The organism is Streptomyces sp. NBC_01335 (assembly GCF_035953295.1).
Lineage (GTDB): Bacteria > Actinomycetota > Actinomycetes > Streptomycetales > Streptomycetaceae > Streptomyces.
The window spans coordinates 79063-100688 of record NZ_CP108371.1 but is presented as its reverse complement, the minus strand read 5'-3'; the positions used below and the strand labels follow the sequence as shown (position 1 = coordinate 100688).

At 70.7% G+C, this 21626-nt stretch carries 20 protein-coding genes and 1 pseudogene; 9 read left to right on the top strand and 12 right to left on the bottom strand.

Translation table 11 applies throughout. From position 1 onward, the window contains the following. Nucleotides 1-166: 166 nt before the first annotated feature. The 4 genes from OG599_RS35010 to OG599_RS34995 all read right to left on the bottom strand — a co-directional run bounded on the left by OG599_RS35010 (nt 167) and on the right by OG599_RS34995 (nt 3512). Entirely contained in the window at nt 167-754 is a 588-nt protein-coding gene (locus tag OG599_RS35010; protein ID WP_327180400.1) for a hypothetical protein, read from the bottom strand. A gap of 143 nt (nt 755-897) precedes the next feature. Beyond that, complete coding sequence (locus OG599_RS35005) at nt 898-1194, bottom strand: hypothetical protein (protein WP_327180399.1); 297 nt, start codon at nt 1192-1194, stop codon at nt 898-900. A 1408-nt stretch (nt 1195-2602) separates the two neighbouring features. Then, nucleotides 2603-3154, bottom strand: coding sequence for a hypothetical protein (locus OG599_RS35000; protein WP_327180398.1), 552 nt, complete (start codon nt 3152-3154; stop codon nt 2603-2605). Further along, complete coding sequence (locus OG599_RS34995; protein ID WP_327180397.1) at nt 3123-3512, bottom strand: DnaB-like helicase C-terminal domain-containing protein; 390 nt, start codon at nt 3510-3512, stop codon at nt 3123-3125. The genes OG599_RS35000 and OG599_RS34995 overlap by 32 nt, the downstream gene beginning before the upstream one ends. Nucleotides 3513-3607: 95 nt before the next feature. Between OG599_RS34995 and OG599_RS34990 the strand changes: the two genes are divergently transcribed. Continuing rightward, nucleotides 3608-5431 carry a hypothetical protein gene (locus tag OG599_RS34990; protein WP_327180396.1) on the top strand — a complete coding sequence of 608 codons (1824 nt, stop codon included), beginning with the start codon at nt 3608-3610 and terminating at the stop codon, nt 5429-5431. A gap of 56 nt (nt 5432-5487) precedes the next feature. On the opposite strand, the gene OG599_RS34985 is transcribed toward OG599_RS34990, so the two are convergent. Further along, nucleotides 5488-5628 carry a hypothetical protein gene (locus OG599_RS34985; protein WP_327180411.1) on the bottom strand — a complete coding sequence of 47 codons (141 nt, stop codon included), beginning with the start codon at nt 5626-5628 and terminating at the stop codon, nt 5488-5490. A 212-nt stretch (nt 5629-5840) separates the two neighbouring features. Next, nucleotides 5841-6275 (bottom strand): hypothetical protein, encoded by a 435-nt coding sequence (locus OG599_RS34980; RefSeq protein WP_327180395.1) that lies wholly within the window; start codon nt 6273-6275, stop codon nt 5841-5843. Between the two features lie 274 nt (nt 6276-6549). On the opposite strand from OG599_RS34980, the gene OG599_RS34975 reads away from it, so the two are divergent. The 3 genes and pseudogenes from OG599_RS34975 (at nt 6550) to OG599_RS35580 (ending at nt 8057) form a co-directional block, all read left to right on the top strand. Beyond that, the gene (locus tag OG599_RS34975) at nt 6550-7323 is read left to right on the top strand and encodes a hypothetical protein (RefSeq protein ID WP_327180394.1); all 774 of its coding nucleotides are present in this window, start codon (nt 6550-6552) and stop codon (nt 7321-7323) included. A gap of 302 nt (nt 7324-7625) precedes the next feature. Continuing rightward, nucleotides 7626-7782, top strand: a pseudogene (locus OG599_RS35585) (ATP-binding protein); the annotation flags it as partial. Continuing rightward, nucleotides 7782-8057 (top strand): DUF6233 domain-containing protein, encoded by a 276-nt coding sequence (locus OG599_RS35580; protein ID WP_442809744.1) that lies wholly within the window; start codon nt 7782-7784, stop codon nt 8055-8057. The pseudogene OG599_RS35585 and the gene OG599_RS35580, both read left to right, overlap by 1 nt. A 504-nt stretch (nt 8058-8561) precedes the next feature. Here the strand turns inward: OG599_RS35580 and OG599_RS34965 are convergent. The 5 genes from OG599_RS34965 to OG599_RS34945 all read right to left on the bottom strand — a co-directional run bounded on the left by OG599_RS34965 (nt 8562) and on the right by OG599_RS34945 (nt 12719). After that, a complete protein-coding gene (locus OG599_RS34965) occupies nt 8562-8885 on the bottom strand; it encodes a peptidase inhibitor family I36 protein (RefSeq protein WP_327180410.1) in 324 nt (107 codons plus the stop codon). A gap of 385 nt (nt 8886-9270) precedes the next feature. Next, a complete protein-coding gene (locus OG599_RS34960) occupies nt 9271-9438 on the bottom strand; it encodes a hypothetical protein (protein ID WP_327180393.1) in 168 nt (55 codons plus the stop codon). Between the two features lie 1031 nt (nt 9439-10469). Then, nucleotides 10470-10799: a hypothetical protein gene (locus OG599_RS34955; protein ID WP_327180392.1), complete on the bottom strand. Its 330-nt coding sequence runs from the start codon at nt 10797-10799 to the stop codon at nt 10470-10472. Nucleotides 10800-10890: 91 nt separating this feature from the next. Continuing rightward, the gene (locus tag OG599_RS34950; RefSeq protein ID WP_327180391.1) at nt 10891-11229 is read right to left on the bottom strand and encodes a hypothetical protein; all 339 of its coding nucleotides are present in this window, start codon (nt 11227-11229) and stop codon (nt 10891-10893) included. 524 nt (nt 11230-11753) lie between these two features. Next, the gene (locus tag OG599_RS34945; RefSeq protein ID WP_327180390.1) at nt 11754-12719 is read right to left on the bottom strand and encodes a protein NO VEIN domain-containing protein; all 966 of its coding nucleotides are present in this window, start codon (nt 12717-12719) and stop codon (nt 11754-11756) included. A gap of 217 nt (nt 12720-12936) precedes the next feature. Here OG599_RS34945 and OG599_RS34940 point away from each other — a divergent pair, with 217 nt between their 5' ends. Further along, nucleotides 12937-14967: a DNA/RNA helicase domain-containing protein gene (locus tag OG599_RS34940; RefSeq protein ID WP_327180389.1), complete on the top strand. Its 2031-nt coding sequence runs from the start codon at nt 12937-12939 to the stop codon at nt 14965-14967. Between the two features lie 336 nt (nt 14968-15303). Here OG599_RS34940 and OG599_RS34935 read toward each other — a convergent pair whose 3' ends face one another. Next, complete coding sequence (locus OG599_RS34935; protein WP_327180388.1) at nt 15304-15786, bottom strand: hypothetical protein; 483 nt, start codon at nt 15784-15786, stop codon at nt 15304-15306. Nucleotides 15787-16000: 214 nt separating this feature from the next. On the opposite strand from OG599_RS34935, the gene OG599_RS34930 reads away from it, so the two are divergent. The 4 genes from OG599_RS34930 to OG599_RS34915 all read left to right on the top strand — a co-directional run bounded on the left by OG599_RS34930 (nt 16001) and on the right by OG599_RS34915 (nt 21618). Beyond that, nucleotides 16001-16594, top strand: coding sequence for a hypothetical protein (locus OG599_RS34930; RefSeq protein ID WP_327180387.1), 594 nt, complete (start codon nt 16001-16003; stop codon nt 16592-16594). A gap of 41 nt (nt 16595-16635) precedes the next feature. Beyond that, nucleotides 16636-19137 (top strand): DEAD/DEAH box helicase, encoded by a 2502-nt coding sequence (locus tag OG599_RS34925; protein ID WP_327180386.1) that lies wholly within the window; start codon nt 16636-16638, stop codon nt 19135-19137. A gap of 986 nt (nt 19138-20123) precedes the next feature. Continuing rightward, on the top strand, nt 20124-20324 hold the full coding sequence (locus OG599_RS34920; RefSeq protein WP_327180385.1) for a hypothetical protein: 201 nt from the start codon (nt 20124-20126) through the stop codon (nt 20322-20324). Between the two features lie 187 nt (nt 20325-20511). After that, on the top strand, nt 20512-21618 hold the full coding sequence (locus OG599_RS34915) for a hypothetical protein (RefSeq protein ID WP_327180384.1): 1107 nt from the start codon (nt 20512-20514) through the stop codon (nt 21616-21618). Nucleotides 21619-21626: the final 8 nt, after the last annotated feature.

Here is a 21626-nt window from a genome sequence, read left to right as displayed (position 1 = left end):
CGACCCCGAATCCGGCCGGGCACGACAGCGGGCGGCCCTGGGCACGGGGCGAGGTGGCAGGAAGCAGCGCTCCGGGCGCCCGCAGCAGCCGTCAGAGCGCGGCGCGCTCCTGGCGGGTGGGCCAGCAGCGGATAGCTGCTGGCCCACCCGTACGGCGCGGGCTGTACTACTTCGATGCCGTGACGCGCGGCATCCAGGGAGCGATGCCCGGGGTTTCCAGCGCCTTGAGGTGGCGCCAGATGAACACCCAGGGCTCCAGGTGGGTCCCGTTGATGCCGCACGTCCTCAGGAACGCGACGTACCGCTCGTAGTCCGGCAGGGACTCCCCCCGCAGCATGTCGCTGATCGAGCTCCGCCGCAGGACCATACCGCTGCGGCGCTCCAGCTCCCGCAGGGACGGAGCACCGCACCAGACGTGCACAGCCTTGAGCGCCAGCATCAACTCCGCAGTGCAGGACACGGGCATCGGGTCGGGCTGCCCGGAGGGCGGCACCGGCTGCCGAGCCCGCCGAGAACCAGCCTCACTCTTGCCGCTCACCCTGAGAGTCCCGTAGTCGGTGGTGAGCGGAGTCGCTATCTTCGCCGCCGACGGGCGCATACGCAGGGACTCCGCCTCCCAGAGGTCGTGGAGCTTCGCGCGCTCTTCCTTCCCCAAGCCGAGGGCCACGCAGATGATGTCCAGGTCGGCACGGCTGAGCTGGCGTCGACTCGTGAGAGCCGCCTCGAACGCCGCAGTCACAGACTTCCAGTCCACCCTGGCGCTCCTGGAGCCCGGCGGCGCCACGTTGCTGGCAGACACCTTGGTATTGATCAACCGGGCCAGGACTTCAGCCAAGGTGTACCGAGTGATGTCCTGAGTTCCCATGACCTTTTCAAGGCTGGGAGAAGAACGCCTGTTCAGCGCCACGCGAGCTCACCCCCAGGACGGAAGGCCCCCTTGAGGCTTCCGTATGCAGCGGTGACGGCGCCGATGAGGGCCGCCACCAGGAGCTCGCCCGCGACCTCGGCCTCGTGACCGGCGTGCCACATCCACGCGAGGCCGGCCGTGGCGAAGATGATGACCGCGATGATCACGATCTTGCGGACCCAGCGCAGGGTCTTGCGGAAACCGAACCCCCGAGCAGCCCCGGGGGTGATGACGCACCCCGGAGAGGTGGGCAGGGGGTTCGGGAAGGTCGGGACGGGCTGGAGCACCCAGCCGGATCCCTGCACAAAACGCCACAACGACGTCAACGAGCCACACTCCTGTTGGTCTTCAAGCCTGGACGGATACAAAAAATCGGGGGTTAGCGGGCCCCCGGGACGTCGCCTTCGACGTCTTGCTTCCAGCTTGCCTCACGCGCGTGGCGGATCCAACTCCCTATTTCTGCTTGGCCACATGCCTCGGCAAGCGCGTCAACAGCGTTTGCCCCGGACGCTCCTGACAGGGCATAAATGGACTATTGCCCCAAAATGCACGGTCGGGGCGGAGTCCAGGGACGGGTTGGTGTCCGGGAGGGCGCTCAGGGTGTCCGGCGGCCGGATGCGGAGAGGGCGAAAAGCGCTGGTCAAAGCCGGACGCTGTCCAGGACCGTCCGATACTGTCCGGAGGCGTCCGGCACTGTCCGAGAACACGCTTTTTAAATTCCTGAGCGCGCACTCTGGTCTCCGAGCCCGCTTCACAGCCTGGACGGACTCACGGAGGCGGCGTTTAGCGGCACCACCTCCCACAAGCGTGATCAGAGTCACACCTGAGCGGCGGTTTGTACCCAGCGTACGGACCGCCGCTCACGCATGCCCACGGACGAATCCAGGGCAACGATCCACAGCGGCGCAAGGTGCTGAGCGGCCCTCAGGTTCCCGTAGCGGGCGGCGCAGTGTCGGGGAACACAGAGGGACCCCGAGGCGATTTGAGCGCCTCGGGCCGAGCCGGGACAGCCGTAGTGATCATGGCTGACGCCCATCTGGTGCCACCGCTGCACCTATTCACTGCCGGCCTGGCCTGACGCGGTGAGGCGATGTTCCTTCATGGCTCGCTGGTCGATTGATCAACCGAAGGCGTTGCGGGTGGCTCTCCGTCCCCTCTCCTCTGTCGCTGAACGGTGTGCCACGCGAGTAGTAGCCCGGCAACTCCTCCACATGCACCGCCCAGAGCGGTGACGAGCCCGGTGATGGCCGTGATGATGTCAGCGCTGCTCGAACCGGAGGGCAGTTCGGGTGGAGCAGGAGATGCGCTGTTGCGGTTGAAATACGGCTCGGAATATAGGCCGATGAACATGAACAGGCCCAAGAGGAAGACCCGTAGGGACCATGTCCGCAAGCGCCGGAGTCGTTCGACGGTTACTGACTTCATAGGACCTTCTTGCCCACTGGGGAGTAGGAACAGCCGCCCTCACGACGGCAACCCGCCCCGCCCGAGCCGCTCAACGGCAGCCACTTGGTCGCCTCATGACAGCAGACCAGCCCGCGCCCACAACACGTGACCAGGCGATCAACAACCGAACACGCAACCGCTGCCACCACCACGCCCGCTCACCGCCGGTACGGTGGGCGGGCACAGTAGAAGGGGCCCCGAGGCGATTTGAGCGCCTCGGTGCCCCTTCTGTGTGCTGCTGCGTGCCGGTCAGGCGTGGGCGTGCTCCTGCCCGTATCCGTTGGCGATCAGGGTGCGGGCCTCGGTGAGGTAGTCGCTCGCGGTGGACTGCTTGACGCCGCACGCGTGCTCGATGTCGTACAGGGCGACGGTGCCGGTGCCGGAGCTCAGGACCATGCGGGCGACCTTGCGTACGGCGCGCTCGCGGGCGGTGAGGCGGGCGGTGTCTTCGTCCTCGGCGGCCTGGCGCTCGATGCGGGCGGCCTCGGCGCGGCGCTGGGCGGCGTCGTGGTCGAGGCGGGCGGCTTCCTCGCGGGCCTGTGCGTCCTGGTGGAGCGCGAGGCCGGCCGCGCGCTTGTCCTCGGCGGCCTGGCGTTCCAGTCGGGCGGCTTCGGCGGCCAGTCGCTTGGCCTCGGCGTCAGCTTCGGCGGCCAGGCGCTTCTCTTCGGCGGCGGCTTCGGCGGCCACGCGCTTGGCGTTGGCGTCGGCCTGGGCGGCGGCCTGCCGCTCCTGGGCGGCCTGGTGGTCCAGTTCGGCGGCGGACAGACCCTCAAGGGCGCGCTCGGCTGCCTCGTCGCGCATCCGGAGGGTCTGGCGCTCGGCGAGCTCGACCTCGCGGTCGAGGCGGGCGGCCTCGGCGCGGGCCGCCGCGTCCTGGAGCAGCTTCTCCGCCCACGGTCTTGTCGTGGACGACGGCCGCGGTGCGGGCGAAGTCTAGGGCGAGGGTGGACTTGCCCATGGCGGGGCGGGCGCCAATGACGATGAGCTGCTCGGGCTGGAGTCCGCCGGTCAGCGCGTCCAGGTCGGCCAGCCCGGTCGGGATGCCGGTCATCTTCACGCCGCCGCCGGTCCCCATCCGGGCTTCCAGGCTGTCCCAGAACGTCTCCACGACCTGGGCGACGGGGACGTAGCCGGAGGTCTCCTCGGGCCGGTCCGGCACGTCACCCGGGCGGCTGCGTGTCGTTACCCGCTACGAGCGCTGAAGCGCTGTCGAGCTATGGGAGGCACCGAGTGGTCACACTCAACATCGAGTGCATGTTGTTCGAGGTCGACGAGGTGTGGCGCGAGGTGAAACTCGATGCCCCGCTGCCCGCGCTGACGGGAGTGAGCGGGACGGGCAAGAGCACGACGCTGGAAGCGGTGTGGTGGACGCTGGCGGTGGAGAGCGCGAGGCTGATGGACGCTGCGGCGTTATGCAGCCGCGTCGGGTTCATCGCCCGGATCGGCGGGGAGCGATGGCAGGTCACCCGCAGCACGGTGGACCGGAAGGAGGACGTGTCCTTCGCCCAGGGCACGCTGAGCCTCCCGGAACATCACCCGGTCAAGCGCAGTGGTTCCCGCCGGTCGGCAGCCGAGTACTTCCAGGATCTCCTCGGCATTCCCCGGCTGGGCGCGGGCCGTACACGCGTGACGCTGGACCTGCTGGTGCCGTGGCTCTATGCGCGCCAGCGTGATCTGCCGAACGACTACCTCGGCCGGCAGAGCAAGGAGCAGCGGACCGCGGTGGGGCGGGTGCTGCTGGGCGCTGATGACGAGACGGTCGATGCGCTGCGCCAGGAGTTCAGCGCCAGGAAGAAGGAGTGGGGGGCGGCGAAGAACCGGGTGATGCGGATTCTGCGCGACCGTGAGGAGCGTGAGCTGCCGTCCGTCGAGGACCTCCAGCGCCGTGGTGAGCAGTGGGCCGCGCAGCACGGACAGGAGGCCCTGAAGGCACAGAGGGCCGGGGCGGAGCTGAGTGATCTGCACAGCCAGCTCGCCGCGCTCCAGGAGAAGGCGTCCGGGGCGGAGGAGGCCCGGCGGGCCGCGCGCGTGGCCGCCGACGACCGGGAGCGTACGGCGCGGGTGCTGGAGGCGGCCGCTGCCGAGGCGAGGGGGCGCCTGGCCGGGTTGCGGGAGGCCGCCACCGATCCGAGTCTGTGCCCCACGTGTGTACGGGCGCTCGATCTGACGGGGCTGTCGGAGGACGACTGTCCCGTGTGCCGGCGTTTCGACCCCGAGCGCCGTCAGCGTGCCGAGGAGTTCGAGCAGCGGATGTCCCGGGCGCAGCAGTCCGCTGAACAGTCGCGTGAGGCGGCCCAGCGCGCGGGGCGGGCGGCTGACGAGGCCCGTGGCCGGGTCGGTGACGCCGAGCGGGTCGTCGTGGAGGCGGCGGCCGCGGCGCGGGCGTTCGCTCAGGATGTGATCGCACCGAAGCAGCAGATCATGGTGGAGGCCGAGGCGGCGGTGCGGGAGCTGGCCGCGCGGCTGGAGCAGAACGCCGAGCACCTGCGCGAGGTCGCGGAGCTCACGGAGCTGCGCGAGCGGCTGCCCCGGCTGGAGAAGGACAAGGAGACCGCGGAGGCCGCGTACACCGTTGCCCGGCAGGACACCGATCTGATGGTGAAGCAGGGAACCGACCGGTGGTCGCGTCATGCGCTGCGCCGGCTGCAGGCGTGTGACCCGGAGATCCACACGGTCTCCATCAGTCCGGAGGACTTCTCCCTCACCATCAACGGGAAGCCGTTCGACGCGCAGGTCGTCGCCGGGCACGGGAAGACCCGCGCGAACCTCAGTGTGCTGCTGGCTCTGCGCGATGCCGCCCGGGAAGTTCCGGCGATGCCGGTGCCGCAGTTCCTGATCGTGGACGGCCCGTTCACCGGCCTGGGCGAGGGACCGGAGGACCAGCGAAGCGGCAACGCGCTCCTCGACGGTCTCACCGACCTCGCCACCTTCGAGGACCCCTCAGGCGCCGGGGGACAGGTCATCATCGCCTGCAACGAACTCCCCGGTACCCCGGGACCGGCGGTTCGGGAGATCCGTACCGGCCTGGCCGACGGTGTGATCCCGGGCCTGCCCCCGCGCGAGACCACCACGGCGTAGCGAAACGGGTGAGCGGCCGAGGCGGTGACGGGTCATCGCCTCGGCCTGCCCGTGGGCTACTCGCTCTCCTCGCGGTCGGCTCGGACGTCCGCCTCGCAGCGGGCGCAGTGGTCGCAGCGGGTCGGCATGCCGTCGCGGGGAACGACGACCGCGTGACTGCCGGGGTGGCCGCAGAAACCGCACTTCATGGTGATCACCTCCTTCACCCCTTCCCGCTCTCGCGGCGGGAGGGACAGGATCGCGGCGCGGGCGTGTGAGCGGAATGCCCCGCGTGGGGCGCCGGGATGCCGGAGGGGCACATGTCCCTGCTGCCGGGGGCGTGGCCACAGGTCGGCGCGGGCCACGCGGAGGCAGAGGCGGGGGTCGCGATCAGGTTCCGGTCGGCAAGTCCGGCACGGTCCGGACTTCGTCAGCCAGCGTGACGGCGGCTCAGGTCCTCCAGCAGTGTGCGCCAGTCCTCGCCCTGTCTGCGCCGGAGGACCGCTTCCTCCATCGCACGCGGCGGCAGCGCGGCGAACATGTCCGCGAGCGGCCCGCCCCGGCCCTCCTGGGCGCCCCACCACAACCGTTCGGCCACCGCCACGTTCCGGGTGATCCAGAATTCTGGAACGGTGTGCCGTCCGGCCGGCACAGGAACGCGGGGCGGGGGCGCGCCCGCCAGGGCGGCGGCCCGTTCGCCGTCCTGGGGCCCCACGACGACCGCGCGGGCCCGCGCGGTCGCGGCGAGCGCGGGAGCGAGCGCCCGCTCGGCCTCCGGCCCGAACCGGGCGAGCGCGGCAACCAGGGCGTCCACGGCGGCCAGCGCCTCCATCGCCGCCGACGGCGACCACCCGTCCGCGACCACGGCCTCCCACACCTCACACGCCGCTACGGCCAATGCCCCGACCCGCTCCGGCAGCTGCATACCCGGCCCGGTCCGCGTAACCGCCGGCGTCCTTCCCCATACGGACGGACGCCGTCGTAGAGCTGAACTCACCGGCCGGCGTGCCGCGCTCGTCCGAAGGTCCGCGAGGTGGGCTGAGCAAGGTCGAGGAGGTTCTGTCAGCCGTCGGCGTCCTCTACCGGCCGCGTCAGCGTTTCACTGACGTCCGGCTCGCGTCAGTGAAATGCTGACGCTCGTGACGAAAGAAGTCGACTACGCGGAGCGGGCGGAGCGCAAGCGGGCCGCCGAGGAGCTCCTGCAGGGCCGGTACGGTGACCCGGACGGCTCCCGGATGGTGGGGCGGGCGGCCGTGGCCGCCGTGGGCCTGGCCGTCAGCGGCTACACCCCGTACGGGCGCGAGCCTCGCGAGGTGCCGCGGGAGGACGTCCTCGCGGCTCTGGCGCAGGTCGCCGAGATGCGCGAGCAGGCCGACCGGGCCGAACTGCGGCTCATCCACGCCGCCCGCGAGCGCGGCGCCTCCTGGCAGGCGGTCGCCGACGCCCTGGGGCTCGGCACCCGCCAGTCCGCCGAGACCCGCGCTCTGCGCCTGGAGCGGGCCGTCCAGGCGCACCACCTCGGCAGCCGCGACGTCGCCTCCCAGCGTCTGGACAAGGCGCGCGACCGGGCCGAGGCCGCATGGTGCGCCGCGCACGCCGACCGCATCCGTGAGGTCAGCGAGCGGCTGTACGACACGGCGGGCGCGTGGGACCTGCCCCGGGGCCGCAACGGGGTGCGGGGCGCGCTGCACGCGATCGGGGAGCTGCTGGCCACCGACGGCAGCCCGGCCGCACTGGTCAACCGTCTGCGGACCGTACGGCTCGACCTCGCCCCGTACGGCGGTGACGGGCCGGAGCCGGCCGGTAAGCACGCCCCGGCCGCCGCCGAGGCCATGGCGGCCGTGGTGGATCTGCTCGACGGCCGCGACGCCGTACGCCAGAGCGTCACCGCCGCCCGCGGCGAGAAGCCGTAGCGCGCTCGCTCGCCGCGCGGCCCCGGGGGCGACGCGAACAACGCTGCGTCAGCGGACCGCTGACACGGCGTTTCCCTGTTCGACAGGCGGGCAGGGCGCCGGAGTCCGCACTCGTACGGGCCCGCCCGCGAGACGGCAGGCCCGGGCCGACGGCCCCGGCGGGCGGGCAGACCCGGACGGCGGCCGGACGGGGCGGCGCCCGGCGTTACGGCTGTGCGTGCTGGTTGTGGAGGCGCGGCAGCCGGGTGGCGGCGCCCCGGTGCCGTGCCGCCGGGGTCACCGGGTGCGGGACGGGCGGCGGGACCATCGCCCGCTACGGCCGGGTCGACCTTCTATGCATCGACGAGCTGGGCTCACTGGAACTCGACCGTTGCGGCGCCGAACCCCTCTTCCAGGCCCTGACCGAACGCGAGGAGAAGAACAGCGTCGCCCATCGCCTCCAACGAGTCGTTCTCCGGCTGAACCAAGGCCTTCTCCGACCCTCGGCTCTGCGCTGCGATCGTCGACCGCCTCACCTTCGGGGCGGCGCGCCGCCGTCGCCCGGGAGGAAAACTCCTGGCGCGTGGAGCCGGGCCGACCATCCCGACCTCGCGGTGCTGCACCGGGGCGGCTGCACCCTCAGTCGGCGCGGCGGCCTCATCCCCCGCGAGCAGGCCGTCCTTGCGCTGAGCGAGGACTACATCCGGTGCTGTGAGATCTGCACCCCCGAGACCGGAATCCGGGCGGGCCGATAGTCGGCCTCCCGCCGCGCGGGGTGGGCTCGCGGCCGGGGCTGACGGCCTGGTCGCCGCGCTCGCGGCCGGGGTCGCCGCCGCGGCGCGGTGCGAGTCGCCGAACTCGGCGGCACGGCACCGGCCGCGCGGCGAGGACTTCGCGAACCGCCTCGACGCCGGCGTGGCCGTCGCCGAGGCCCTGCTGAACATCGCGGACCTCGACCGGGCGCAGCGCGGCGGGCGGCCCGGGCCGCTGGACTCGCGGCGGTACCTCTCGCGTACCTATCACGGGCCGAACGATCGCCCGCACCGACGGGGGCGTGCGTACGGGAAACGGATACCCGGCGGCCTGCGCCACGCGGACGGCACGGTCCGAAGCGGTGCGGCGGGCGCCCTCGCCTTGAGATCCTCAAGGGCTTCCGCGCCGCCGCCACCCGCTACGAGAAAAGCGCCTAGATACACCTCGGCACCGTCACACTCGCAGCCCTAGCCATCTAGCTCCGAACATGGTCCGGGAATCGACGCCTAGTACACGTCGACGTAATCGGTCCTATTGTTCCAGGTGTTGTAGACGGTGCCGCCGCAATTGAAGTCGGACAGGTCGTAAACATAGCCGCCGGGCCCGATCTCGATCAGGTTGTCGCACTCGGAGACCAGGTACACAGTGTGCGTGCTGTTGTTCCACACGCTCGACACCTTGTCCTGCACATTGGAGCCCACCGCGTAGGTGCCCGGCCCGTTGGCGGCGGACCACGCCGCGCCGTCGTAGCCGGGGTAGTCCCAGAGGCACACCCAGCCACTCTTGCAGTCCGACGAAGCGGCGGACGCGCTGGTGGCAGAGCCGGCCATGAAGACCGTGGCCAGGGCGGCAGAAAGGGCAGCAGCGGATATCGCCCGTTGTATGCGCATGTGTGATTCTCTTTCTTTCGAAGGAAATTACCCGAGATCGAGCTGCCGCGACCCTAACAAGCGCGAGTTTTGATAGGCCGTCATTATTCGACGGGCACGCCACATTCAAGCCAGCAGGAATTTCCCTTTCCAGTGAATCGGAATGGAACGGCAGGTGGCGGGCGGGTGTACCCCCTAGACGACCAGAACGTTGGGCCGGGAACCGCTGGGGGGACCACGGAGGAAGCATGCCGTTCGTCGGCCCGTTCCCGGGAGCGCGCGCAGCGCCGCATCCTGGCCGGATTCGATCCGCCGGACAGGGCGGCGGCCTGGCCGTCCGCCTTCGTCAGCCAGCGTGACGGCGGCTCAGGTCCTCCAACGGCGTGTGCCAGTCCTCGCCCTGACCGCGCCGGAGGACCGCCTCCTCCATCGCGCGCGGTGCCAGCGCGGCGAACATGTCCGCGAGCGGCCCGCCCCGGCCCGCCTGCGCGCCCCACCACAACTGCTCGGCCACCGCGGAATTCCGGGTGATCCAGAATTCTGGAACGGTGTGCCGTCCGGCCGGCACGGGAGCTCGGTCCGGACGGGCCGCGCCCGCCGGCGCGGCAGCCCCTTCACTCTCCTGGGACTGACGCCAGCAGTTCCACGATCAGGTCTCGGCCCCCGGCGCAGCCGGGGCCCTTCGTCGGTGCGATCTCCAGATCCTCAGCATCCACGCGCAGTCCTCAGGCTCGCCCAGCGCTCATGTCCGCTCTCGTCAACGACGGCCGGAGACTTGAGTGCCGGGGGCCGTTCGCCACGTCGAGCGGGCTGTTCGGCACGTTCGCGGAGACCGGGCACCCGCTCGCCGCGCAGCCCCGGCGATACGAACACCACCGTGTCAGCGTTCCGCTGACACGGCGTCTCGCCTGGTCAGTGCGGGCCGGGCGGGCGGCGTACGGGCACCGGCCGTCACGCGGGCCGGTGTGACGGCTGTACGTGCGGGTCGTGGAGGCGGTGGAGCGCGGCGCGCAGACGGTGTCCGTCGGGGGTGGCCGGGATCTTGAGGCGGGCGGGGTTCATGGACGCGAGGCGGGCCAGGGCGTGGTCCAGGGCCTGGGGGTCGGGCGGGACCGTGGCGGGTCGCGGACTGGAGCCGGTAGAGGGCCTTGTAGAGGGTCTGGGAGATCCCGGCGGCGTATCCGGCGAAGGGGGCCATGGCCTCCAGCAGCTCGTCGGCGGACGAGCGGGGCGCGGTCTTCGGCGGCGCGGCCGGGAGCGGGGGCGGCCGGGAGCCAGCTGACCACGGCGCAGTCGTATGCCGTCGGCGCGGGGCAGCTGCGGTCCTTCAGTCCTCGCTCGAAGCCCGGCAGCCCCGGTGGGCCCCGGGACGGCAGCCGGAGGGTGGCGTCATGGGTGACGCCACCCTGTGCCGGTCGGCGCGAGGCAGGGACTCCGCTGAGCGGGGCGGGTACGGGCATCGGCGCCGCCGGTATCCCGGCGCGCCCGGTGTTACGGCTGCGCGTGCCGGTAGGGCGCGCCGGTGGCGGCGGGGCGCGTCCCGGGTCAGCGGCTGCGGGACGGGCGGCGGGCGGGGGCGGTGGGGCGGCGGTGGGCGGGGACGGCGGGTTCGGCGGGGGCGGGCCCGGTGCCGGGCGCGGTGTTGGTGGTGGTGGAGCGGGCGCGGGCGGCGGCCGGGGAGACGCGGGGGCGGTCGGGGACCGGGGTACCGGGCGGAGCGGTCAGGGTGTGGAGGGTCGCGGCGACCAGGCGCTCGGCGAGCTGGGCCCGGGGGGCCGGGAAGGGCCGGGCCGGCGTGTACTGCGTCGGCGGACCCGCGGACCAGGCCGGGATCGCCCCGGAACACGCGGCCGAGCGCCTGGTCCGGGCCCTCACCGCCGGCCGCTCCGGCTCTGGCTCACCGACCCGGCCGCAACGGCGCGGTGGGGCATCGGCGGCGCCCTGGTCGCGTCCCGAGCCAACCGGGTCACGGCCGCTTGCGGCAGGCAATGACCAGGGCGGCTGCGGTGAGCATGAAGCCGCCCACGCCGATCGCCGTGTTGATCGGGCCCGCGGCACCGGGGCGGACCATGACGACGAACCCGGCGAACAAGCTCGCCATCCCGCCGAGCGCGATGGCGAGGCCGGCCAGGGCGGCCTTTACCCAGTGCGGGAGCACGGCGGCCGACGCCGGGCCCGCCATGGTGGCCGAGGCGGGCGGCGTGGTGGCCGGAGCGGGCGGCGTGGTGGCCGGAGCGGCCGGAGCGGCCGGAGCGGCCGGAGCCTGGTCGGCGGGCGGCTGCGGGAACTGGAGGGCGGTGGACATGCGCGGGTTCTCCTTCTTGATGATGGCCTCGAGGGTGACGCCGTCCGGTGGCCGTACAGAGTCGGCCGCCGGACGAGCGCCGGGCTCACAGTCCGCGCTCGCCGCCGGCCATTCAAGATCTCGCGAAAATCCGTTCCGCTCCCTTTTCTGGAGCGGGTGCCTGACGGGGTGTGGAGCGGATTCGCACGGGCTGGACAACAGGGCGGTCGCGGGTTGTGGAAGCACACTGCGACACCGGACGGTTAGCCCCACAAGTCCTGCCGCCGGACCGCTGGCCCCACCCCGGCGCTGCGCTCAGGTGGTGGACGGCCGCGCCCCGCTGCCTCGTGCGGGAATCTGTGGACCGCACACTCCGTCGCGGCTGAAGAAGAGGACCAGGACGCGTCACCACGGTCCGCGCACAAGCTGGACCGGATGCGGCTTGGTCGCCTTGGCTGTCGCCGCCTCTGAGCACGACCGCCAGGCCGTGCGTCTGCGCGCGCGGTTCGGCCGCTCGGGCGCAGCCTCTGCTTCTGCCTGCAGAGTCAGGTGTTCCTGGCCGGGAGCCGGTATTCGTACTTGCGGGGGCGGAGGTCTTCTTCGGCCGGTTCCCAGTCGAGATAGTGGGACACGGTCCCTTCGCTGGGGGTGTAGGGGTCGGTACGGGTGTCGATCTTGATGTCGCTGACGACGTAGAGGTCGACGGTGTTGTCCGCGTCCCGGGCGTGGAGGACCTCGTTGATCGTCAGCTCGACGCTCGTCGCGGCGCCCGTGGTGCCCTTGACCTCGACGTGGCGTTCTTCCGCCCCTCGGGTGCAGCGCAGGTCGTAGGGCTTGCCGAGTTTCTCGACGTTCCAGCCGTCGTCTTCGTAGTGGGTGATGGCGAAGGATTCTGCATACTCCTCGATGGTTTTGCGCTTCTTGGGGTCGGAGATGTAGCCGGCGCCGCGGCGGCGGCGTTGAGGCCTCTTCTTGCCCTCGACCTGCTCGGCGGTGAAGCCGGGCGACTTGTCGAGGGGGACGTCTTCGGGCTCCTCGGGATCGAACGGGATGCCCGCGAGGTCGAGGAGACGCTGGGGCGGCATCTGGACGAGCTTGCCCATGCCGCGGTCGGTGCCGGAGCGGCGGATCGCGTCGCTGCCGGCTTCGGTGAGCGGCCCGTCGGGTCCGAGGGGGACGTGGTCGAGCTTGGCCAAGGGCTCGATGCCGAAGCGCTGGGGGTACTTCAGGCGCTGTTCGGCTTCCTCGTCGGGCCAGTGCCAGGACTTGCCGGTGTAGAAGCCGCCGCGGACCTGGAAGAGGTAGAGGGTGGCGGTCCCTCGGAGCCAGTCCTCGAGCTGGACCCGCGGGGAAGCGCCGGTGGCCAGGAGCGCGAACTGGGGGTGCGCGTCCTCGTATTCGGGCTTCTTCTCCGGGAAGCCCCAGGAGAGCGTCTCGATGCCGTGCACGAGGTTGCGCTGGGACTCGGTGCTCTGGCCCACGTGGACCATGACGAACGTCGAACTCTTCATGCAGGCCATCATAAGCACATCCTTATCGAGTGGTCGATAAGGTTTCCAGGTTTGGTAGTCTCGGAATGCCGAGTCCAGAGACGACGGCAACTCGCAGCCGGATCCGCCGCTTGACAAAACGGCAGGTCCGCCCGGCCTGCGCACCAGCGCGCAGGCCACTCCGGCGGAGCCCGCGGGCCCCACCGGACAAGAGACGCCGAAGAACCGGGGGAAGAACATGTCCGACCAGTCCGCCGCCACAGCCGCGGCCCGCAGCACCGCGCCTCCCGCCCCGCGCTCTGCTCCCGGGGCCCCGCTCCCGGGGCCGGCCAGGCCCGCCGCCGTCGCGTGCGTGGCGGCGGGCCGGGCCGGGGAGATCGCCGCGCGCCTGGGTGATCCCGGCTTCATCCAGCGGTGCGCCGCCCGCTACACGGCGGCGGGGTTCGGGCGGCCGGGCTCGGCCGAGGTGCGCAGCTGGCGCAACAGCTGGCCGCCCCTGTTCGAGGCGCTGGTGCGGGCGGGACTGTCGGATCTGCAGGTGTATCTGGAGTACGGGACGCCGGGCGCCGGCCGGCGGCTGGACGCGCTCCTGGTCGGCGCCGGGCCGGACGGGACGCTGGCCCTGGTGGTGGTCGAGCTGAAGCAGTGGGAGACCTGCCGGGTCCTGGACACCGAGCGGGTCATGCGCAGTGACGGGGTGGTGACGGCGCATCCGGTCCATCAGGTGGCCGCCTACCGGAGTTTCTTCGGGTTCTGGCGGCCCGAGAGCGCGCCGGAACTGGACGTGCGTGCCGTGGTAGTGCTGCACAACGCGTCCGCTCAGCAGGGGGCCGTTCTCCGGGCCGGCGCCGGTCCTGGTGGCGGGGCCAGTGAGGGGATCCCGGTCCTGACCGGCGAGGACCTGTCCGGGCCGGGGCTGGCCGGGCTGCTGCTGTGTGCGGACCTCACCACGCCGGATGCGGGGCAGGTGGAGTCGTTCGAGACCATCCGGTGGGAGCCCTCCAGCCGGCTCCTCGACCACGTCGGCTCCGTCCTGGAGGGACACAGCGCCTTCGCTCTCGTGGGCGCCCAGCAGGACGCGTTCGTGAACATCCGTGCCGCCGCGGCCCGCCATCTGCCCGCCGGCGGAGAGACGGAGCGGCCGGCCAGGGACAGGAAAGGACCGGTCATCACCGTGAGCGGCGGCCCCGGCAGCGGCAAGACCGCGCTCGCCGTACGGCTCCTCGGCCACCTCATGCGCGCTCACCCCACGACCCGCCCCCGCTTCCTCACCCCCTCCGGCACCCTGCGCGCCCACCTCCTGGACGCCGTCCGCGGCCACAGCGCCGCCCGCGAGCTCTTCCCCGGCATCGGCTCCCTGCGCAGCCTCGCCTCACAGGCCGGCGCTCTGGTCATCGACGAGGCGCAGCGCATCAACCGCGGTGGCGCCCAGGGGCTCCCGCCGGACCTGACGGCCGTCCTCAAGAACGCCCCGCTGGCCGTCGTCTTCCTCGACGAACGCCAGGTCATCCGGCCCGGCGAAGGCACCACCGTCGACGAGATCCGTGGGGCCGCGCGGAGGTTGGGGCGTGAGCACCACCACCTTGAGCTCACCGGGTCGTTCCGCTGCGCGGGCTCGGCCGCCTACACCGCCTGGGTCGACGCCCTCCTCTACGCGACACCCGTCGCCTGGACCGGGCACGACGGCTACGACCTCGGCTGCGCCGACGACCCCTTCGCCCTCCAGAAATGGATCGACCAGGCCGACAAAGCCGGGCACACCGCCCGCACCACCGCCGGATTCTGCTGGCCCTGGACCCGGGAGCGCCCCCGCGGCGCGACCTCGCTCCCCCTCGACATCACCATCGACGTCCCCTCCCCCACCGGAGCCGTCCGTACCTGGGAAGCCGCCTGGAACGCCAACACGATCCTCACCGGCCCCGACGGCAACCCGCTCGCCCCGACCAGCCAGCTCTGGGCCACCCACACCGGCGGCCACCAGCAGATCGGCTGCATCTACACCGCCCAAGGCCTCGAGTACCACCACGCCGGCGTCATCATCGGCCCCGACCTCACCTGGACCAACGGCCACTGGCAAGCCCACCCCGACCAAAGCCACGACGAAACCCTGAACAGCCTCCCCGCCGACCAGTACCTGCGCTACGCCCTCAACATCTACCGCGTCCTTCTCACCCGCGGCACCCACACCACCCGCATCCACTCCACCCACCCCGAAACCCAGCACTTCCTCAACACCCTCATCAACACCGCCCCCGCATCCACCCGCTGATCCGCGGCAAATACACCCCCGCACCACGAAGGGACGGTCAGCGGGTGCGGCGGTGTCCTGGTAACGGGTGCGGGGGCGGCTGGGCCACGGCCCGGAGTACGGGCACGCACGGGGTGTACGGGCCCCGGGCCGGGGTGCGGTGAGCGAGGGGCACCCGCTTCCTCGGCGGCCCGGCGGACGCGTTCCGGGTCATCGGCTGCGGGACGGGCGGCGGGCGGGGGCGGCGGTGGGCGGGGACGGCGGGTTCAGCGGTGGCGGCCGCGGTGGTGGAGCGGGCGCGGGCGCCGGCCGGGGAGACGCGGGGGCGATCGGGGACCGGGGTGCCGGGCGGAGTGGTCAGGGTGTGGAGGGCCGCGCGGACCAGGCGCTCGGCGAGCTGGGAGGACGGACCCGGGCGGCCGAGCACGTCCTTGAGCCCGCCGAGGCGCTGGCGCAAGCCCGGCTCGCCCCCCGACGCCGCCACCCCCAGCGGGCGCGGCGGCAGGCGCGGCGGGCGCGGCGGGCGCCGGTGCCGTACGGGCGGCGGCCGTACGGGCGGTGGGGGCCGTACGGGCGGTGGGGGGGCGGGGTGGTGAGGAGGGTGGCCAGGGTGCGGTCGATGCCTTCGCCCTGGGCGTGCGCGGCGTTCAGGACGCGGGTGACGTCGACGCCCTGGGCGTCGAGGCGGCCGATCGCGGCGGCCATGTCGGGCCAGGCCGGGGAGGCGAGGATCGCGTCGCGGACGACGCCCTCGGGGACCGTGGCGCGCAGCAGGCCGGCCCACCGGTCGGTGCCCTCCGCGCGGATCCGGGCCGTGTTCGCGGTGACGGCCCGGTGCACGGAGTGGGCGACGGTGCCGAGCTGGGGGCGGGAGCATGGTCAGGTCGACGCCGGCGTGCTGGAGGGTGGCGGGCTAAACGAGCCGCACGGCCCCAACGCCTCCGAAGTCGGCCGTCTGGACACATCACCGTTCGCACCCTCTCCTTCATCTGAGTCCGCTCTACCGATTGGGCCACTACTATGCATAGCAGTGGCTGCTATGCATAGTAGGTTGTTGGCGATCCGCGGCAGTCAGCACGAAGGGAATCAGATGAAGGTGACCGTGTTCCAGTTCGAAGGCACCGCCGAAGAGCTGGATGCCTCCTCCATACTTGCGGAGTTGACGAGACATCACGGCGGTGCGGTTTCGGTGAGCGCCCGGGGTGGCCCCGGCAGCGGGCCGCAGCCGGCCCGGATTCCGGGAGTGCCCGACGAAGGGCAGGAGACAGTCCGTCAGCTGCTGAACGGCAACCGTACTGCCGACCTGTTCGTCAGGTTCCTCGATGAAGCGACCCGGTGGGACAACGTCGGTGTCTACGGCATCAAGAGCAAGAACGCGCTGCCCGACGCTCCCCTGGACTACAGCCGCTACCTTCGCCTGCGTCGCCAGGGATCTCAGTTCGGCGGTTTTGCCTACGTATACGCCGGATCCAGCACCATCAATCTTCGGCTCGCCTACAGCCAGCAGCAGCTCAACGACCTGGGAGTCACCACTGCACGGATTCTCACCACCGGGTACCCCGCGTACCGCGTCAGCGTAGACCTCATCGGAGAGGCGCCCCTGGCCGACGCCCTGCGGCTGGCCCAGCTCGCCTACAACGCCACGTGACCCAGACCTTCAGCAGTCCCAGGCTGACGAGGAGAGGCGACATGGACCTGCGGCCCCTCCAGCGACAGGCCGTCGACGCGGTCCTCCGGGTCCTCGAACCTCCCGACCGAACACTCCTGCCCGAGCGAGGGCTGCGGACTCAGGTCGTCATGGCGACCGGATCCGGTAAGACCCTCGTGGCCGCCCGCGTCGCCGAAGAACTCCACGCGGGCCGCGTGCTGGTGCTCGTGCCCTCGCTGGACCTGCTCGCCCAGACCGAGGCCGCGTGGCGCGAGGGGGGCCGCCGGGGGCCGATGATCGGGGTGTCCTCGCTGCGGGGTGAGGAGGTGTCCTTCCCCAACACCACGGACGTGGACGAGCTGGTGGAGTGGACGCGGGGCCTGGACAAGGTCACCGTGTACGCCACGTACGCCAGCCTCGGACTGGGCACGCTGGAACGGGCGCACGCCGGGGGCCTCGCGGCCTGGGACCTGATCGTCGTGGACGAAGCCCACCGCGTTTCGGGCCGGATCGGGAAGCCGTGGGCCGTCGTCCACGACAATCAGAAGATCCCGTCCCTGCGCCGCCTCTACATGACCGCCACGCCCCGGCTCTGGCAACTCGGGGACGAGAACGAGGCCGGCGCACCGGGCGAGCTGGTCGCGAGCATGGACGACGATCCCGAGGGCCCCTTCGGCAGCCGCTGCTTCACCCTGACCCTCTCGGATGCCATCGACCGGGGAATCTGTGCCCCCTACCAGGTCGTATGCGTGGACGTCACCGACACCGCGCTCCAGGCCGCGCAGCTCCTGGGCGCGGAGAGCCGCTCGGCAGAGGTCCGCGGGGCCCGGCTCGCCGCGCTCCAGACCGCCCTGGTGAAGGCGTCGGCAGAGGAGAACTTCCGGCGCACGCTCGTCTTCCACCACATGGTGAAGGAGGCCGAAGCGTTCGCGGCCGGCCTCCCGGACGTCGCCGCGCAGCTGCACGCATCCGACCCGGAGCTGTACCCGAAGACGATCTGGGCGGACTGGCTGTGCGGGGACCACAAGCCGCTCCACCGCCGTCGGCTGCTCGGGGAGTTCGCGGCCGGGATCGCCACGGACGGCACCGTGGTGGAGAAGTGCTTCCTGTGCTCGGTGAAGGTCCTGGGCGAGGGCGTCGACACCAAGAACTGCGACTCCGTCTACTGGGCCGACGTACGCGGCTCCATGCCCGACCTCGTCCAGGCCGTGGGCCGCGCGCTGCGGATGCAGCCTGGCGAGGGGAAGATGGCCAGCCTGGTCGTGCCGGTCCTGCTCGGGCCCGGCGAGACGGCCGACAACATGCTCACGAGCCGGGCGTTCGGCGGGCTGGCGAAGCTGCTGGAGGCGCTGCGGGCGCACGACGCGCGGATCGTGGAGAGCCTGGCGGAGCAGCAGGCCCCGAGCCGCTACCAGCCCGTCAGCAAGGACACCAGCAGCAAGAGCACGGACGGGAGCGGCGAGGGCTCCGGAGGCGTCAGTGCCCCCGCCAAGGCCCTGCTGAAGTTCAGCACGCCCCGCGACCCGGCCGCGCTCGCCGCGTTCATCAACCTGCGGGTCCTCAACCCGGAACACGAGCACTGGCGGCGCGGCGTGGAGGCCGCCGTCATCTACGCCCGCGAGCACGGCGACCTCCGCGTACCGTTCACGTTCCGGGTGCCCGCCGTCGACGACCAGGAGGCGGAAGGCGCGGGGTGGCCGGCCTCGCTCGCCAACTTCCCGCTGGGGCAGTGGACCGCCGACAACCGGCGGTTCTACGCCCGCGGCGACATGGACCAAGACCGCGTCACCCAGCTGGAGAAGCTCGGCATGATCTGGTCGCACCACGACGTCGCGTGGGAGGAGGGCCTGTCCGCCGCGCGCGGGTGGGCAGCCGAACACGGGCACCTCCTGGCCCCGCTGGACGCCACCTTCCAAGGCGCGAAGGTGGGCATCTTCCTGAAGAACGCGCGGGCCGCCGCCCGCAAGGCCGCCGAGAACGAACAGCGGCGTGCCGAGGGGCTGCCAGTGCAGTCGGCGACCGGGGCGCTGACGGACGAGCGGCGCGAGCAGTTGGAGGAGATCGACGCGTCCTGGTGCCCGAGCTGGCCGGTCACCTGGCAGCGGGCCTTCCACCTCGTGCGGATGCACTTGGACGCGGGCGAGGCGCTGCCCACCGTGACGGGCGACGTCGTGCGCCAGGGCGAGGATCTCGGACGGTGGGTGCAGTCCGTGCGGTACGGCTGGGACCAGCTCACCACCGTGCAGCAGTGGATGTGCGAGCAGGCCCTCGGGATCGAACCCGCACCCGAGGACGAGAAGCCGAAGCGGCCCCGTACGCAGGCCGACAAGTGGGCCCTCAACTACCAGGCCGCCCGCCAGTTCTACGACCGCGAAGGCCACCTCCAGGTCCCGCGCAAGCACGTCGAGCGGATCGTCGGCGAAAACCAAGAGGAACGGGAACACAAGCTGGGCGCCTGGATCAGCAACCAGCGCAGCAGGGCCGCGACACTGACGCCGGAGCGGATGGAGCAGCTGTCCGTGATCGGGATGCGATGGACATAGCCACCCCAGCCTTGGATGAGACCGTGTTGTCCGCGCTCAGAAGGGAGGTTCATCGCTGTAGCTCTTCTGGCTGCTGATTTCCTTTTGTGGCTCTCCGGTGGCCCAGGGATCCCCCTCTGTCTGCTGGGACGAAGCACCCCACCCCCCTAGGGTCGCACCACTGCCCCAGCCCCCCGCCGCAGCAGGTGGCGGAGACGGCTGCGGAACCGGCGCCAGCTGGGGCATGCCTGCCTGGTCATCAGGTTCAACGCCGTCGACTGCGTCGTTCCACAGATCGCGGATGTATCCGCGAAGCGTGCGGGTGTCGTTGTCCTCGTCGTAGTCGCTGGAGTCGGAGAACCTTCTCCACGTCGGTTCCTGGTCCGCCATGCGGCAAAGTACCTCGTGCACTGCTCGCACCGTGGGCCAGGTGCTGGTGGTCTCGCCTTTGAGGAGCCTTCGGACCGTCTCACGGCTCACAGTCACGGGGGCGGAATCACGTGTTTGAGCAACGGCTGCCGCGATGGTGACCGGGGACGGGCGCCCGGCTGCGCGGAAGTAGGTGAACAGCTCGCCCACGAAGGCCCTCATGGGCCCAGGCGGGAGCTCATCCACGCTTGGCATTCGTAACATCTTGGACATCGCCCAACTCCCGCTCACTATGGCCTATTTGACCTCGCAAAAGTCTAGCTTGACCCCGGCACGACACCCACCAATAGCAGGGCAGAGCAAATCTCGCCCCGCAAGGACTGGTTAAACCGCAAGAAGATACGCCCTCTACTTGCTATGACCCTCAAAAACACAGATGAACTATCTCCACCAAAGCACTGTTTTCGCTGGTCAGAGCGCTATTCGGGGTGCTTTCGTTGACGTCATCCGCCTCATGGGACGTAGCGCCGTCTCAATAGATGGACAAACGGCAGTGCCGTCACCGGAAACGGCGACGGCCCCCTGGTGGGCAGGGAGCCGTCTGCAGAAGACCGAACATCCCGAAGAAGGAGAAGCTCATGTCCAAGGACGAGCGTAGGGGCAACAGCCCGGACCCGGAACCCCACCCGACACCGGATGACGGATCATCCAGGACTCGGTGGACCAAGCACGCCCGGCGGCTCCGCAACGAGGCCGGCCTGCATCTACTCCGCGGGGCCGCGACCGCAGTTGGCGGCGCCGTCGTCGCGTACAGCGGCCTCTGGATCCAGTCGCGCTAACCACAGAATGCGGGAAAGGAGCGTGGCCGACGGTAGCCGGGCGGCTTGTCTCGCCCGGCATCGCGCGAGCAACACCCGCCGCCTTGGTGAGACGATCGCCCCGCCAGCCAGCCCTCATGAGGCACCCACCAGGACCGAATGCGTGGGAAAAGCCTCCGCCAAGTTTCACTCGCCCTGAAGGATCCCCATGGATGAGCAATTCCTCGACGATGCGTCGATTCATGAACTTGAGGACGTACCAAAGTCAGTGGACCAGCGCTTGATCGAACTTAACGGGGCCTACTACCAGGTACGCCAAGCGGAGCTCGCAGGAGATGTGCACTTTCCACCCGTCAGGAACGGTCTGGACTACTTGGTCAGCGTGACAGAGCACCTAACGATTGGAAGGGAACCAAGTGCAAGAGCCATGAAATACGCTGTTCTGCACCTGGCTGCGGGCGCCGAAGTGCTTCTGAAGGCGCGTCTGCAGATGGTGCACTGGTCTCTGGTGTTCGCAAACCCAGGGGAAGCTACGCGAGAAGCGCTTGAGAACGGAACGCTGAACAGCTGCTCTCCGGGAGAGACGCGTAAGCGCCTGACCAACATGGCGGATATCAAGTTCAGCCAGAGTGAAAAGGCTGCCCTCTCCGACCTGGCAGAACGCCGCAACGCTCTGCAGCACTACGGCTTGGTCGGTGAAAACGCCAAAGCTGGCAAGGTGGAGAGCACCACTGCCCAAGTGCTGAACTTCCTCATTAGTTTCGTCAATGAGCACATTTTGGAGCGCATCAAGGATGAGGAGGAACGACACCATGCAGAGATCGACATGGAGCGGATCCGCGGAGGGGTCCGTTCGATCCAGGGCTATGTAGCAGAGCGCATGAAAGACCTCGCTCCGGTGCTGGGCCCGGTCAGAGCGCGTACTCTTCAATGCCCGCAGTGCCGTCAGTTCGCCCTCACGCCGACAATGATCAAAGGCGTCCCCGAGTGGTGCCAGTCGGACGTCCACTTCTCCCGCATGTACTGCCACCTCTGCGTGGAGGGCTACGGTGCTCCGGGCCTTGCGCTGGGCTACGCCGTACACGTTCTCGACCGCGCCACTCCTGATGCCTCGTACGATGGCGACGCCCCGAACCGGTGTCCATTCTGCGCGACGAGCAGCCTAGTACGAGGGGCCCGAACCGCTGCCGCTCCAGATACGCCCATCGACTACTGCTTCCATTGCGCAGACGTGGTCGACGGTCTCAACGAGTGCGAGCGCTGTGGCTTCATTTACACCACTGAGCAGGGTCATCGGTGCCGAATCGGCCGCTGATGCCTCGC